The following is a 13,609-nucleotide window of genomic DNA, read 5'->3' as shown; positions in this document are numbered from 1 at the left end:
ACGCTTCCGGCTGTGTTTATTATGCCTGTGCTTCGCGCTCACTGATAAAGGCCAGCGCCTTTTCGATACGCGCCACACTGCGGCTGCGGCCAATCGCTTCCACGGTGACATCCAGACCCGGTGACTGACCGGCACCGGTCACGGCCACACGCAGCGGCATGCCCACTTTGCCCATTCCGACTTCCAGCTCATCTGCGGTGCTCTGAATCGCCTGATGCACGTTTTCAGCGGTCCACTCAGTGATCGCGGCCAGCTTATCGCGCACCACTTCCAGCGGCTGACGCGCAACCGGACGAAGATGTTTCTTCGCCGCATCCGCATCAAACTCAGCAAAGTCTTCATAGAAGTAGCGGCAGGATGCCGCCATCTCTTTCAGCGTCTTGCAGCGATCGCCCAGCAGCCCTACCAGCTTCGCCAGTTCCGGACCGGTGCGGGTATCAATTTTCTGCTCTTCAATATGCCACTGCAGGTGTGTCGCCACATATTCTGGCGGCAGCGTGGTGATGTAGTGATGGTTCAGCCACTGCAGTTTCTCGGTGTTGAACGCACTGGCAGACTTACTGACGGCATCCAGAGTAAACAGCTCAGCCATTTCCGGCACGCTGAAGATTTCCTGATCGCCATGTGACCAGCCCAGGCGAACCAGGTAGTTGAGCAGCGCTTCCGGCAGGTAGCCATCGTCACGATACTGCATTACCCCTACCGCGCCATGGCGCTTGGAGAGCTTTTTGCCGTCATCGCCCAGGATCATTGAAACGTGGGCATAAACCGGCACTTCCGCGCCAATCGCTTTGAGGATGTTGATCTGACGGGGTGTGTTGTTGATGTGGTCTTCACCGCGAATAACATGGGTGATACCCATATCCCAGTCATCCACAACGACGCAGAAGTTGTAGGTTGGCGAACCATCGGTACGGCGGATGATCAGATCATCCAGTTCCTGGTTGCTGAACTCAATCGGGCCACGAATCTGGTCGTCGAAGATGACCGATCCTTCCTGCGGATTGCGGAAGCGCACTACACACGGCTCATCATCGGCGTGATGTTCATGGCTGTCACGGCAGCGTCCGTCATAACGCGGCTTTTCGTTGTTGGCCATCTGCGCTTCACGCAGGGCTTCCAGACGCTCTTTAGAGCAGTAGCATTTATACGCGGTGCCCGCTTCCAGCATTTCATCAATGACCGCGTTGTAGCGATCAAAACGTTTAGTCTGGTAGTAAGGGCCTTCGTTCCAGTCGAGGCTCAGCCAGTTCATGCCATCCATGATGGCTTCGATAGCTTCCGGCGTGGAGCGTTCCAGATCGGTATCTTCAATACGCAGCACGAACTCGCCCTGGTTGTGACGGGCAAAGAGCCAGGAGTAAAGTGCGGTACGGGCGCCACCGACATGCAGATAGCCGGTCGGGCTGGGCGCGAAGCGTGTTTTGATTTTCATTGAGTATTGCCTTAGATGCGCGGGTTCTCTGTCTGGATGACAAAAAACAGGTTAGACGCGAAAAAACAGTGGGCACATTCTAGCATCTGACGGTGAATCCTCAATGCATGCCCGGCGGTTGCCCTCCGGGAAAAGCGGCTTTTCTGCCAGTAAAACCAGCACATTGGCTAAAAGCGCGACAGGATGTTTAAAAATAAACCGAACGCGCATTTATGTTTTAAAAAGCGTTGACTCAAAATCAACTATCCCTATAATGCGACTCCACACAGCGGGGGTGATTAGCTCAGTTGGTAGAGCATCTCCCTTACAAGGAGGGGGTCGGCGGTTCGAACCCGTCATCACCCACCACTCTTAAGAGTGTTGCCCGCAGTGAACAGGTATGAAGATATGGGTGATTAGCTCAGTTGGTAGAGCATCTCCCTTACAAGGAGGGGGTCGGCGGTTCGAACCCGTCATCACCCACCATATCCAGCCTGTTAAAGTAGTACTGAAGTACGAAGTGGGTGATTAGCTCAGTTGGTAGAGCATCTCCCTTACAAGGAGGGGGTCGGCGGTTCGAACCCGTCATCACCCACCACTTCGGGTCGTTAGCTCAGTTGGTAGAGCAGTTGACTTTTAATCAATTGGTCGCAGGTTCGAATCCTGCACGACCCACCAATTCAGAATAAAGCGCCTTTCAGGCGCTTTTTTCGTTTCCGGGGCACGGACTTAACCGTGCAGGATGAGAACCTGCTGCAGGTTCGACTGAATCGCCAGGCGATTCAGGCTGATGCGTCAGCATCACCCGGAGGGCGAGGCCCACAATGGGCCGAGGCTATCCTGCACGACCCACCCATTCAGAATAAAGCGCCTTTTGGGCGCTTTTTTCGTTTCTGCCGTTACCCCAGGCTGGCTTCCCGTCTTTCCTGTGACCTCAGGCTTTAAAGAGCGCGCTGGCTCAGGGAGCACAGGCCTTTCGCAAAGACGCAAAATCGCCATCCATGGCAGGCTCAGCGCGGAAAATTACGCACCTCATCCCTGAGGTGCGCCCGTAAACGGGCCAACGCTTTGCGTTGTTCAAAAACGCTCCCGGCGTTTTTGTCCCTGTCCCGCGATGCTTTGCTACAGGCCTGTGCTCCCATCGCTTTGAACGTATTAGCTGTCTGTTAGCTTTTTTGGTGCCTGCTTGTTTCTGCTGCGCGGATCTAATCTGTCACGCCTTTTCGAAACCTTAACAGTCTCCGCTCTCAAGTCATTTCGCAGCGTGCCGATAACGTATGTGACGACTTACAGGGAGAAAATGATGTCTTCAATTTCCGGAATTTTAAGCAGTGCGGTCAGTGGCGGTGATAGCGGCGGCGGCAGTGTGGCCTCGCAGGTCGCTGCGCTGAATAAACAGATTCAGAATGTCTTAACCCAGGTCAAAGAGCTGGCTGACGACAAAGAAATGACTGACGAACAGAAAGCTGAAATGCAGCAGATGTATCAGTTACAAATCACCATGTTGCAGGCGCAGATTGCTCAGCTGGAACAGAAGCAGGCGGAGCAGGATCAGCCAAAAAGTGACAGCACACCTGTCAGTACGAACAAAGCGGACGGTATTAACCGCCCTACCGACACCAACAAAGTTGACGTCTATATCTAAAACGCGGGTCTGGCTTCGCGTTGTTGCGCCAGCAGCGCCGCCTGCTGGCGCACCTCCTGCCAGATGGCTTCGGCAGCCGGCGTCAGGGAGCGGTTTTTGCGTTTAATTAGCGTCAGGCTGCGATTGATTTCCGGATAGAGACGCCGCACGGTGAGGACGCTGTCTGCCGGTAGCGGTAACGCCAGCGCGGGCAGAATACTGATGCCAATCCCTACCTGTACCATGGGAAACAGCGTGGCCGGATGACCAATCTCCTGCACCACCTCAGCCCTGATATTCTGCTGCTGCATCGCCGCATCTATCAGTAACCGACTGCCGGACGCGTAATCCTGCAATACCATCGTGCGGCCATCCAGCATCGACCATTCAGCCCTGTCCACCTGCGCCAGCGGATCGTCATCGCGACATAGCAGCAGGAAAGGCTCATCAAGAATCGCGATGCTGTCGAAATCGCTGTCGCTGAGCGGCCCAATCACAATCCCGAAATCGACTTCGGCGTTACGCACACTTTGCAGCACCCACTGCTGGGCGCGATCGTGGAGTATCACTTTGATATCGGGAAAATGGTGCTGACTGGCGGCCAGACATTGCGGCATCAGATGCGCGGAAATGGTCTGGCTGGCGGCCACTCTGACGGTGCCACTACGCTGCTCGCCAAAACTGCGGATATCCAGCAGCGTGGTATGAATTTCCTCCAGCAGGCGCTCCATGCGTGACGCCAGCTGTTTGCCTGCCTCTGTCAGCATGACCTCTCGGGTGGTGCGATCCAGTAACCGCACGCCGGTTTCCGCTTCCAGTTCTTTAATACTGTGGCTGACCGCCGACTGACTCAGCCCTATCGCCTGCCCCGCCTGACTGAAACCACCGTAGTGTGCCACTGCAATAAAAGTCCGAAGCTGACGCAGCGTGTAATTCATCGATTTCGCTCATAGATTAATTCAATAAATCAATTTTATTTCTAAAACTACCTGTCGCACAATCGCGCCATTGAAAAATTTACCGGATCTTAACAATGGGCTTTTTAAAACTCGATCCGATGATGGTTAAACTCATCATCACCGTGCTGCTGGCCACTTTCCTGCCAGCGAAAGGGATCTTCGTCGATATCTTCAGCTACCTCGCAACGGCTGCGATTGCGCTGTTGTTCTTTATGCACGGTGCCAAACTGTCGCGTGAAAAGATCATCGCGGGCAGCAGTCACTGGCAACTGCATCTGTGGATTATGTTCAGCACCTTCGTGCTGTTTCCGGCGCTGGGTCTGTTGCTGGTCTGGTGGCATCCGGTGAATGTCGGACCGGAAATTTATACCGGCTTTATCTACCTCTGTATTCTGCCTGCCACCGTGCAGTCCGCCATCGCCTTTACCTCCATGGCGGGCGGTAACGTCGCAGCCGCAGTGTGCAGCGCCTCGGCGTCGAGCCTGCTGGGTGTGTTTATCTCGCCGTTGCTGGTGAACCTGGTGATGGATATTCACAGCAGCGCGCCGAGCGATGGTCTGGAGCAGATCGGTAAGATTATGCTGCAACTGATGGTGCCTTTCATTCTGGGTCACCTGTCACGCCGCTGGATCGGTGGCTGGGTAGAGAAACACCGCAGCCTGATTGGCAAAACTGACCAGACCTCGATTCTGCTGGTGGTCTATTCCGCCTTCAGCGAAGCGGTGGTCAACGGCATCTGGCATCGCGTTGGCCTGATTACGCTGCTGTGGATTGTGGCGGGTTCCATCATCCTGCTGACCGCTGTGCTGATTATCAACCTGCTGGCCTCGCGCCTGTTTCGCTTTAAACGTGCCGATGAGATTGTGGTGCTGTTCTGTGGCTCGAAGAAGAGTCTGGCGAATGGCGTGCCGATGGCGAACATTCTGTTCCCGGCCAGCACCGTGGGGATCATTGTGCTGCCACTGATGATTTTCCATCAGGTCCAGTTGATGGTCTGCTCGTTTATCGCCGGACGTTACAAGCGGACCAATGAGAAACAGCAGGTTCTGAAAGTTAAAGATTCGGTAATGGAGTCACAGAAGTAAACCAGCTGCCCGCCTGCGCGGGCAGGTTTACTTGCGGGTCTGGAGCGGTTTAACTAATCCTTCCAGACCCTCTATTTTTATCGTCAGGGTCAGCTGCATCAAAACCCCCAGCAACCCGGACGGGAAGTCGCCACTGCGGGCAAACCACAGCAGGTAAGGCTCAGGCAGATCGATCAGCATCCGCCCTTTATATTTGCCAAATGGCATCGGCGTATTGGCTATCGCTACCAGCTGATGTTCATCCATCTCAGGCACCCAACAGACGGATCATTTCCGCTTCATCAATCACTTCAATGCCCAGCTCCTGAGCTTTCGCCAGCTTTGAACCGGCCGCTTCACCGGCAATCAGCAGATCGGTTTTCTTCGAGACGCTGCCGCTGACTTTTGCACCCAGCGCAATCAGCTGCGCTTTGGCATCATCGCGGTTCATCTGTGATAGCGAACCGGTCAGCACCACGGTTTTACCGGCGAACGGACTGTCGATCTCTTCGGCTTTCACCACCACCACCTGCGGCCAGTGAATACCAATCTCTTCGGTCAGCTGACGGATAACCTCACGGTTGCTCTCCTCCTCCATGAAGTTGCGAACGTGTGCGGCAACGACTTTGCCGACATCCGGCACCGCAATCAGCGCGTCAAGATCGGCATCCATCACCTTCTGCAGCTCACCAAAATGGTTAGCCAGGTTGGCGGCGGTGGCTTCACCCACTTCGCGAATGCCCAGCGCATAGAGGAAGCGCGCCAGCGTGGTCGACTTCGCTTTCTCCAGCGCATCAACCACATTTTGCGCCGACTTCGGCCCCATGCGATCCAGCCCGGTCAGCTTGCCGGCCGTGAGACGGAACAGATCGGCGGGCGTATTGACGTACTCTTTCTCTACCAGCTGGTCGATGATCTTATCGCCCATGCCATCAACATCCAGCGCCCGACGCGAGACAAAATGCTTCAGAGCCTCTTTACGCTGCGCGCCGCAGATCAGGCCGCCGGTACAGCGCGTGACCGATTCGCCCTCGACCCGTTCCACCTCGGAACCGCAGACCGGACAATGAGCGGGGAACAGGACTTCACGCGTCTCTTCAGGGCGCTCAGCGATCACCACATTGACCACCTGCGGGATGACATCACCGGCGCGACGGATGACGACCCGATCCCCGATGCGTAATCCCAGCCGCTCGATTTCATCCGCATTATGCAGCGTGGCATTGCTGACAATTACGCCTGCGACCTGCACCGGCTCAAGGCGCGCTACCGGCGTGATCGCGCCCGTGCGGCCAACCTGAAATTCGACGTCCCGCACCCAGGTCAGCTGTTCCTGTGCCGGGAATTTAAAGGCAATCGCCCAGCGCGGCGCGCGTGCCACAAAGCCCAGCTGCTCCTGCAGAGCCTGTGAATCGACTTTGATCACAACGCCATCAATATCAAAACCCAGTTTCGGACGCTGTTGCTCAATATCCCGGTAGAAGGCCAGTGCTTCTTCCGCGTTGTGCACCAGCTTGATGCGGTCGCTGACCGGCAGGCCCCAGGCTTTGAACTGTTGCAGACGCCCCATATGGCTGTGCGGCATCTCACCGCCTTCCAGCAGGCCAAATCCGTAGCAGAAGAAGGTCAGCGGGCGTTTGGCGGTGATGCGCGGATCAAGCTGACGCAGAGAGCCTGCCGCTGCATTACGCGGGTTAGCAAAGACTTTGCCGTCAGTGCGGCGCGCTTCTTCATTCAGCTTTTCGAAGCCGCGCTGCGTCATAAACACTTCGCCGCGCACTTCCAGTCGGGCCGGAATGTTGTCGCCTTTAAGCCGCAGCGGGATAGCGCGAATGGTGCGGACGTTGGCGGTAATATTCTCGCCGGTCGTGCCGTCGCCGCGCGTTGCCGCCTGAACCAGCAGGCCATTTTCATACATCAGGCTGACCGCAGCGCCATCGAGCTTGAGTTCACAGCAGTAGGTAATGTCATCACTGCTTTTCAGTCGATCCTGTACCCGCTTGTTGAAAGCAAGAAACGTGGCTTCATCAAAGGCGTTATCCAGCGACAGCATCGGGACTTCATGGCGCACCTGCTCAAACACCGTCAGCGGCGCAGCACCCACGCGTTGTGTCGGCGAGTCCGGCGTAATGAGATCGGGATGTTCCTCTTCCAGCTGGCGCAGTTCACGCATCAGGCGATCGTATTCAGCATCCGGCACTTCCGGCGCATCCATGACGTGATAGAGATATTCGTGATGGCGCAACGTGGTGCGCAGTTCGGTGATGTGATCCTGGACGGATTTCATAAAGCCCCATCAGATAAAAAACCCCCGACAGGCGGGGGTTTGTTTTAACAATTCAGATAGCGGTTAGCTCAGGTCTCAGACGCCAACCACATCGCGGATACGCGCTTTGTATGTTTCCAGCTTCTGTGGCGTCATCATGCGACGCTCATCATCCAGCACCACGCCGCCAACATCGTCAGCGATACGCTGTGCCGACTGCAGCATCAGCTTGAAGTTCTGATTCGCATCACCATATGAAGGCACCATCATAAAGATAGAGATGCCAGGCGTGCTGAAATCAGTCATCAGGTCAGGGTTGAACGAGCCAGGCTTAACCATGTTAGCCAGACTGAACAGCACCGGACCACTGCCTGCCGGACTGAGGTGACGATGAAAAATGTTCATTTCACCAAACTGGAAGCCCGCCTGCAGAATACCCTGCAGCAGGGCCTCACCGTTGAGTTCACCGCCCGAATGTGCAGCAACATGCAGCACGAGGACTGCTTCTTTCGGTTTTTCCGCGGGCGCTTTAGCAGCAGGCGGTACCGGCGCGGGAGCCTGTGTGACTTCTGGCTGCGGCTGTGGCTCAGGTTCGGCCTGGTACTGCGGTGCAGGCTGTGCTGACTCAAGTGGATCGAGATCCAGCAGCGGGTCGGCCTGAACGGGTGGTGCGACGAAAGTCGGTGCGGGCTGCTGACGAACCGGTTCAGGGCGCGGCTGTGGAGCAGACTTCGGTGCCGAATTGAAAAGCGGATCGCTTTCAGTTTCGGGCTGCGGTGCGGGTCGTGGCGCAGGCTGACGCACAGGCTCAGTTGGCGCTTGCTTACGCGGCGCTTCTGGCTGTGGCTCGCGGATCTCATCGAAACGCGGTTCCTGATGGACGTTGCGCTCAGAACGAACACGAACCTCGCCGACGCCGTCATCTTCGTCGTCAATCAGGTCCGGCTCATCATGTTCATCACGTTGTTTTAGACGTTTGTGCGGGCGATCGCGGAACACTGACGAACGCTCTTTACGGCTGGTCCACAGCCCGTGAAGAAGGAGCGCTATAATGGCGATCGCGCCAACAACGATTAATATCAGACGCAAATCCTGCATCATTGTATTCTCTGTTGTTCCAATACCTTGCCACCGCGGCAAACTTTATCCTCTAACTGTATTTGCCCTGCTACACAAGTGCAAGTCTGTGCAGTATTTTCTGACAAATAAGATAGGCAACCCACGCTTTTTCGCTGTTTTTTTACCCAAACGGCACCTGGCCTGGAGAAAAAGCCAGGTTATAGTGAGCGCGCCTTAACACCTTCAGGAGAATTGGCTTTATGGCCCTTGAGAATTCCGTCTCAAATTTTAACGGCGTGCACTACTTTAGCAAGGGCTGGAAACTGGTCCGTCTCCCTGGCATTCGCCGCTTTGTGGTGATGCCGCTGCTGATCAACATCATCATGCTGGGCGGCGCATTCGTCTGGCTGTTCTATCGGCTCGGTGACTGGATCCCGCGCCTGATGGCCCATATTCCTGACTGGCTGCAGTGGCTGAGCTATCTGTTGTGGCCGCTGTCGGTGATTGCGATTGTGCTGGTGTTTAGCTACTTCTTTTCGACGCTGGCAAACCTGATTGCCGCCCCTTTTTGCGGCCTGCTGGCCGAGCAGCTTGAAGGCCGCCTGACCGGTAAACCGCTGCCCGACAGCGGCTGGGCCGGGATGATTAAAGATGTGCCGCGCATCATGAAGCGCGAGATGCAAAAACTGGGCTATTACCTGCCCCGCGCGCTGGGACTGCTGCTGCTCTACTTCATCCCGGGTTTTGGTCAGACGGTTGCGCCGGTCCTGTGGTTCCTGTTCAGCGCCTGGATGTTATCCATTCAGTATTGCGACTATCCGTTCGACAACCATAAAGTGCCCTTTCAGCAGATGCGTAACGCCCTGCGTCGGCATAAAACGGCCAATATGCAGTTTGGCGCGCTCACCAGCCTGTTCACCATGATTCCGATTCTGAACCTGGTCATCATGCCGGTTGCTGTCTGCGGTGCCACCGCCATGTGGGTCGATCGCTACCGGCCACAGCTGGCCCGCAGTGAGGTGCGGTAGACTGTTCAGCGCGCCTTATGCTCTTTTTTGCAGGGCTTATTGCCGGGGGACATATAGATATACGATTTCTTTCCTTCCGCCCCCAGGCAGAACAGGTATGCTCATAGGGTTCCCAATAATTCATACAGTTAAGGGCAGGCTATGAGTAAGATCTATGAAGACAACTCTTTGACAATTGGTCATACGCCGCTGGTTCGACTGAACCGCATCGGTAACGGCCGCATTCTTGCGAAAGTTGAATCCCGTAACCCGAGCTTCAGCATTAAATGCCGTATCGGTGCCAATATGATTTGGGACGCAGAGAAGCGCGGTATTCTGAAACCCGGCATTGAGCTGGTTGAACCGACCAGCGGTAACACCGGTATCGCCCTGGCCTACGTTGCCGCTGCGCGCGGTTATAAACTCACGCTGACCATGCCTGAAACCATGTCAGTGGAACGCCGTAAATTGCTGAAAGCACTGGGCGCGAAGCTGGTGCTGACTGAAGGCGCCAAAGGCATGAAAGGCGCTATCGGCAAAGCGGAAGAGATTGTCGCCAGCGATCCGGACAAATATGTGCTGTTGCAGCAGTTCAGCAACCCGGCTAACCCGGAAATCCATGAAAAGACCACCGGCCCGGAAATCTGGGAAGACACCGATGGTGAAGTAGATGTGTTCATTGCGGGTGTGGGCACCGGCGGAACACTGACTGGCGTGAGCCGCTACATCAAGAACACCAAAGGCAAGAAAGATCTGATTACGGTCGCGGTTGAGCCAACCGATTCACCGGTGATTGCTCAGGCGCTGGCGGGTGAAGAGATCAAACCCGGCCCACACAAAATTCAGGGTATCGGCGCAGGCTTTATTCCGGGCAACCTGGAGCTGAATCTGGTTGACCGCGTGGTAGCCATCACCAACGAAGAAGCGATCAGCACGGCGCGCAGGCTGATGGAAGAGGAAGGTATTCTGGCCGGTATCTCATCCGGTGCAGCCGTCGCTGCGGCGCTGAAGCTGCAGGAAGATGAAACCTTCGCGAACAAGAACATTGTGGTGATTCTCCCCTCCTCTGGTGAACGCTATCTGAGTACCGCGCTGTTCGCCGATCTCTTCACTGAAAAAGAGCTTCAGTAGCAGAGGCGGATAGTCTGAAAATGGAGAAAAAAGCACCCGGTCGGGTGCTTTTTTGTGGTGCAGATCTCACTTTCATCACCCGGCAGATTGATTTCAGTGACGCCGATCTGGTATTCAGACTGCCAATTATTTCGATGCCTGAAATTAATCCGCGCTTGAAGTGGATCAAGCTGAATCGATTTACGGATTCAGTGAAACGGCGAATCACGGCATAATTAACCGGTGACGTGTAGAATCGGTTTTGAGACGCAACGGATTGTAGATTTGACGCATGCGCGTCTTTGGTCAGCATGAAGCTATACCCGCGCACCTACACAGGCTAAAGTGAAGGCTCCAGGCTAGACTTTAGATCCATAACACTCATCCTGATAACGTTGGGGAAATAGAATGTTCCAGCAAGAAGTTACCATTACTGCACCAAACGGTCTGCATACTCGCCCAGCTGCGCAATTCGTAAAAGAAGCCAAAGCTTTCCAGTCAGAAATTACCGTGACCTCTAACGGTAAATCAGCGAGCGCGAAAAGCCTGTTCAAGCTGCAGACACTGGGCTTAACCCAGGGAACGGTTGTGACCCTTTCCGCGGAAGGTGAAGACGAGCAGAAAGCAGTTGAGCATCTGGTCAAACTGATGGCTGAACTGGAGTAATCTCCGCTCAGCTCGCCAGCCAATCGACTCCTCTGCGCCATTGAGTGCAAACATCTTGATCGCGGACAATCTGTCCGCGTTATTGCTTTCGTAGAGTACGTGTCCCGCGACAATGGCACCGCATAGAGTCCCATCAGCCATCGTGATTAAAAGGTAGCGTTATGATTTCAGGCATTTTAGCATCACCAGGTATCGCTTTCGGCAAAGCTCTGCTGCTGAAAGAAGACGAGATCGTCATCAACCGTAAGAAAATTTCTGATGACCAGGTTGAGCAGGAAGTCCAGCGCTTCCTCGATGGCCGTAGCAAAGCGGCATTACAACTGGGAGCGATTCGCGTCAAAGCAGCTGAAACCCTCGGTGAAGAGAAAGCATCAATCTTCGAAGGCCACATTATGTTGCTGGAAGATGAAGAGCTGGAGCAGGAAATCATCGATCTGATCAAAAAAGATCACGCTTCTGCCGATGCTGCTGCCAACTCTGTCATTGATGGCCAGGCGAAAGCGCTGGAAGAGTTAGATGACGAATACCTGAAAGAGCGTGCGGCTGACGTACGTGACATCGGTAAGCGTCTGCTGCAAAACATCCTCGGTCTGCACATCGTTGACCTGAGCGCGATTCCGGACGAATCCATTCTGGTGGCCAAAGATTTAACGCCGTCAGAAACTGCACAGCTGAACCTGAAAAAGGTGCTGGGCTTTATCACCGATCTGGGTGGCCGTACCTCACATACCTCAATCATGGCGCGCTCGCTGGAAATCCCAGCAATTGTCGGAACCGGCAATGTGACCGTCACGGTTAAAAACGGCGATTTCCTGATCCTGGATGGCGTTAACAACGCGATTCACGTCAATCCTTCAGAAGCGATTCAGGAAGAGCTGAAAGCCGTACAGAACCAGTATCTGTCGGAAAAACACGAATTAGCCAAGCTGAAAGATCTGCCAGCCGTCACGCTGGATGGTCATCAGGTTGAAGTCTGCGCCAACATCGGTACCGTGCGCGATATCGCCGGTGCTGAGCGTAACGGTGCTGAAGGTGTAGGCCTCTACCGTACCGAATTCCTGTTCATGGACCGTGACTCTCTGCCAAGCGAAGAAGAGCAGTTCCAGGCGTATAAAGCCGTCGCTGAAGCGATGGGTTCACAGGCCGTTATCGTACGTACCATGGATATCGGTGGCGACAAAGATCTGCCGTACATGAACCTGCCGAAAGAAGAGAACCCGTTCCTCGGCTGGCGCGCGATTCGTATCGCCATGGACCGCAAAGAGATTCTGCATGCACAGCTGCGTGCCATCCTGCGCGCCTCCTCCTTCGGTAAACTGCGCATCATGTTCCCGATGATCATTTCGGTTGAAGAAGTGCGCAGCCTGAAAGCGGAACTGGAACTGCTGAAAACGCAGTTGCGTGAAGAAGGTAAAGCCTTCGATGAGAGCATCGAAGTGGGCATCATGGTGGAAACCCCGGCTTCAGCCGTGATTGCGCATCATCTTGCGAAGGAAGTCGACTTCTTCAGTATTGGGACAAACGATCTGACGCAGTATACTCTGGCGGTCGATCGTGGTAATGATTTGATCTCACACCTGTACAACCCAATGACGCCGTCTGTGCTTAACTTAATCAAGCAAGTCATTGATGCATCTCACGCTGAAGGTAAATGGACCGGCATGTGTGGTGAGCTGGCAGGTGATGAACGTGCTACACTACTGTTACTGGGAATGGGGCTGGACGAGTTCAGCATGAGTGCCATTTCTATCCCTGGCATCAAGAAAATCATTCGTAATACTAATTTTGAAGATGCGAAGGCATTGGCAGAGCAGGCACTGGCTCAACCGACGGCGGAAGACTTAATGAACCTGGTCAACAAGTTCATTAAGGAAAAGACGCTCTGCTAATCTGCATGATGCTGGCCCCAAATTACTGCTTAGGAGAAGATCATGGGTTTGTTTTCTAAACTTTTTGGCGAAAAAACGGATAGCGCTGGGACAATCGACATCGTAGCGCCTCTGTCAGGCGAAATCGTGAACATTGAAGACGTACCAGATGTGGTGTTTGCAGAGAAAATCGTGGGCGACGGTATTGCGATCAAACCCAGCGGCAACAAAATGGTTGCGCCTGTGGATGGCACTATCGGTAAGATTTTTGAAACCAATCACGCTTTTTCGATCGAATCAGACAACGGCATTGAGCTGTTCGTCCACTTCGGTATCGATACGGTTGAACTGAAAGGTGAAGGCTTCAAACGCATCGCTGAAGAAGGCCAGAAGGTCAAAAAAGGCGACGTGGTTATCGAGTTCGATCTGCCGTTGCTGGAAGAGAAAGCGAAATCAACCCTGACACCGGTTGTCATCTCCAACATGGATGAGATCAAGGAATTGGTTAAGCTGTCTGGCCAGGTCACCGTCGGCGAAACGCCGGTGATTCGCATCAGAAAGTAAGCATTCGT

At 54.4% G+C, this 13,609-nt stretch carries 13 protein-coding genes, 4 tRNA genes and 1 other RNA gene; 13 read left to right on the top strand and 5 right to left on the bottom strand.

Annotation, left to right across the window (positions count from 1 at the left end; genetic code table 11):
- Positions 1-19: 19 nt before the first annotated feature.
- The gene (gene gltX / locus PU624_RS09275) at positions 20-1,435 is read right to left on the bottom strand and encodes a glutamate--tRNA ligase (protein WP_283547380.1); all 1,416 of its coding nucleotides are present in this window, start codon (positions 1,433-1,435) and stop codon (positions 20-22) included.
- Positions 1,436-1,707: 272 nt separating this feature from the next.
- Here gltX and PU624_RS09270 point away from each other — a divergent pair.
- The 6 genes from PU624_RS09270 (at position 1,708) to PU624_RS09245 (ending at position 3,059) form a co-directional block, all read left to right on the top strand.
- Positions 1,708-1,783, top strand: a tRNA-Val gene (locus PU624_RS09270).
- A gap of 41 nt (positions 1,784-1,824) precedes the next feature.
- Positions 1,825-1,900: transfer RNA gene (locus tag PU624_RS09265), tRNA-Val, on the top strand.
- 36 nt (positions 1,901-1,936) lie between these two features.
- Positions 1,937-2,012, top strand: a tRNA-Val gene (locus PU624_RS09260).
- Positions 2,013-2,016: 4 nt separating this feature from the next.
- Positions 2,017-2,092 (top strand) — tRNA-Lys (locus tag PU624_RS09255).
- Positions 2,093-2,135: 43 nt separating this feature from the next.
- A non-coding RNA gene (locus tag PU624_RS09250) (RtT sRNA) lies at positions 2,136-2,269 on the top strand.
- A 448-nt stretch (positions 2,270-2,717) separates the two neighbouring features.
- Positions 2,718-3,059 (top strand): FlxA-like family protein, encoded by a 342-nt coding sequence (locus PU624_RS09245; protein ID WP_283547960.1) that lies wholly within the window; start codon positions 2,718-2,720, stop codon positions 3,057-3,059.
- On the opposite strand, the gene PU624_RS09240 is transcribed toward PU624_RS09245, so the two are convergent.
- Positions 3,056-3,976, bottom strand: coding sequence for a LysR family transcriptional regulator (locus PU624_RS09240; RefSeq protein WP_283547379.1), 921 nt, complete (start codon positions 3,974-3,976; stop codon positions 3,056-3,058). The genes PU624_RS09245 and PU624_RS09240 overlap by 4 nt on opposite strands.
- A 95-nt stretch (positions 3,977-4,071) precedes the next feature.
- Between PU624_RS09240 and PU624_RS09235 the strand changes: the two genes are divergently transcribed.
- Positions 4,072-5,082: a bile acid:sodium symporter family protein gene (locus tag PU624_RS09235; RefSeq protein WP_283547378.1), complete on the top strand. Its 1,011-nt coding sequence runs from the start codon at positions 4,072-4,074 to the stop codon at positions 5,080-5,082.
- Positions 5,083-5,109: 27 nt separating this feature from the next.
- Here the strand turns inward: PU624_RS09235 and PU624_RS09230 are convergent, their stop codons facing one another.
- The 3 genes from PU624_RS09230 to zipA form a co-directional block, all read right to left on the bottom strand.
- Complete coding sequence (locus tag PU624_RS09230; RefSeq protein ID WP_283547377.1) at positions 5,110-5,328, bottom strand: DUF3820 family protein; 219 nt, start codon at positions 5,326-5,328, stop codon at positions 5,110-5,112.
- Between the two features lies 1 nt (position 5,329).
- Positions 5,330-7,348 carry an NAD-dependent DNA ligase LigA gene (ligA, locus tag PU624_RS09225; protein WP_283547376.1) on the bottom strand — a complete coding sequence of 673 codons (2,019 nt, stop codon included), beginning with the start codon at positions 7,346-7,348 and terminating at the stop codon, positions 5,330-5,332.
- Between the two features lie 75 nt (positions 7,349-7,423).
- Positions 7,424-8,428 (bottom strand): cell division protein ZipA, encoded by a 1,005-nt coding sequence (gene zipA / locus PU624_RS09220; RefSeq protein WP_283547375.1) that lies wholly within the window; start codon positions 8,426-8,428, stop codon positions 7,424-7,426.
- Positions 8,429-8,646: 218 nt separating this feature from the next.
- Here zipA and cysZ point away from each other — a divergent pair, with 218 nt between their 5' ends.
- The 6 genes from cysZ (at position 8,647) to crr (ending at position 13,601) form a co-directional block, all read left to right on the top strand.
- Positions 8,647-9,414, top strand: coding sequence for a sulfate transporter CysZ (gene cysZ, locus PU624_RS09215; RefSeq protein WP_283547374.1), 768 nt, complete (start codon positions 8,647-8,649; stop codon positions 9,412-9,414).
- Between the two features lie 141 nt (positions 9,415-9,555).
- On the top strand, positions 9,556-10,524 hold the full coding sequence (gene cysK / locus PU624_RS09210) for a cysteine synthase A (RefSeq protein ID WP_033733457.1): 969 nt from the start codon (positions 9,556-9,558) through the stop codon (positions 10,522-10,524).
- A 20-nt stretch (positions 10,525-10,544) separates the two neighbouring features.
- Entirely contained in the window at positions 10,545-10,739 is a 195-nt protein-coding gene (locus tag PU624_RS09205; protein WP_283547373.1) for a hypothetical protein, read from the top strand.
- Positions 10,740-10,911: 172 nt separating this feature from the next.
- Complete coding sequence (gene ptsH, locus PU624_RS09200) at positions 10,912-11,169, top strand: phosphocarrier protein Hpr (protein WP_003848868.1); 258 nt, start codon at positions 10,912-10,914, stop codon at positions 11,167-11,169.
- Positions 11,170-11,330: 161 nt separating this feature from the next.
- The gene (gene ptsI, locus PU624_RS09195; RefSeq protein WP_283547372.1) at positions 11,331-13,058 is read left to right on the top strand and encodes a phosphoenolpyruvate-protein phosphotransferase PtsI; all 1,728 of its coding nucleotides are present in this window, start codon (positions 11,331-11,333) and stop codon (positions 13,056-13,058) included.
- Positions 13,059-13,100: 42 nt separating this feature from the next.
- Positions 13,101-13,601, top strand: coding sequence for a PTS glucose transporter subunit IIA (crr, locus tag PU624_RS09190; protein ID WP_090958889.1), 501 nt, complete (start codon positions 13,101-13,103; stop codon positions 13,599-13,601).
- Positions 13,602-13,609 lie beyond the last annotated feature (8 nt).

The sequence above is a fragment of the Pantoea sp. Lij88 genome (assembly GCF_030062155.1).
Taxonomy (GTDB): domain Bacteria; phylum Pseudomonadota; class Gammaproteobacteria; order Enterobacterales; family Enterobacteriaceae; genus Pantoea.
This window is presented reverse-complemented; position numbering and strand designations above follow the sequence as displayed.

Excerpts from the sequence above, each read along its gene's own strand:
- cysK (WP_033733457.1), top strand. The coding sequence starts at position 9,556 with ATGAGTAAGATCTATGAAGACAACTCTTTGACAATTGGTCATACGCCG.
- zipA (WP_283547375.1), bottom strand. The coding sequence starts at position 8,428 with ATGATGCAGGATTTGCGTCTGATATTAATCGTTGTTGGCGCGATCGCC.
- ptsI (WP_283547372.1), top strand. The coding sequence starts at position 11,331 with ATGATTTCAGGCATTTTAGCATCACCAGGTATCGCTTTCGGCAAAGCT.
- PU624_RS09205 (WP_283547373.1), top strand. The coding sequence starts at position 10,545 with ATGGAGAAAAAAGCACCCGGTCGGGTGCTTTTTTGTGGTGCAGATCTC.
- cysZ (WP_283547374.1), top strand. The coding sequence starts at position 8,647 with ATGGCCCTTGAGAATTCCGTCTCAAATTTTAACGGCGTGCACTACTTT.
- PU624_RS09245 (WP_283547960.1), top strand. The coding sequence starts at position 2,718 with ATGTCTTCAATTTCCGGAATTTTAAGCAGTGCGGTCAGTGGCGGTGAT.
- PU624_RS09240 (WP_283547379.1), bottom strand. The coding sequence starts at position 3,976 with ATGAATTACACGCTGCGTCAGCTTCGGACTTTTATTGCAGTGGCACAC.
- ligA (WP_283547376.1), bottom strand. The coding sequence starts at position 7,348 with ATGAAATCCGTCCAGGATCACATCACCGAACTGCGCACCACGTTGCGC.
- ptsH (WP_003848868.1), top strand. The coding sequence starts at position 10,912 with ATGTTCCAGCAAGAAGTTACCATTACTGCACCAAACGGTCTGCATACT.
- gltX (WP_283547380.1), bottom strand. The coding sequence starts at position 1,435 with ATGAAAATCAAAACACGCTTCGCGCCCAGCCCGACCGGCTATCTGCAT.
- crr (WP_090958889.1), top strand. The coding sequence starts at position 13,101 with ATGGGTTTGTTTTCTAAACTTTTTGGCGAAAAAACGGATAGCGCTGGG.
- PU624_RS09235 (WP_283547378.1), top strand. The coding sequence starts at position 4,072 with ATGGGCTTTTTAAAACTCGATCCGATGATGGTTAAACTCATCATCACC.
- PU624_RS09230 (WP_283547377.1), bottom strand. The coding sequence starts at position 5,328 with ATGGATGAACATCAGCTGGTAGCGATAGCCAATACGCCGATGCCATTT.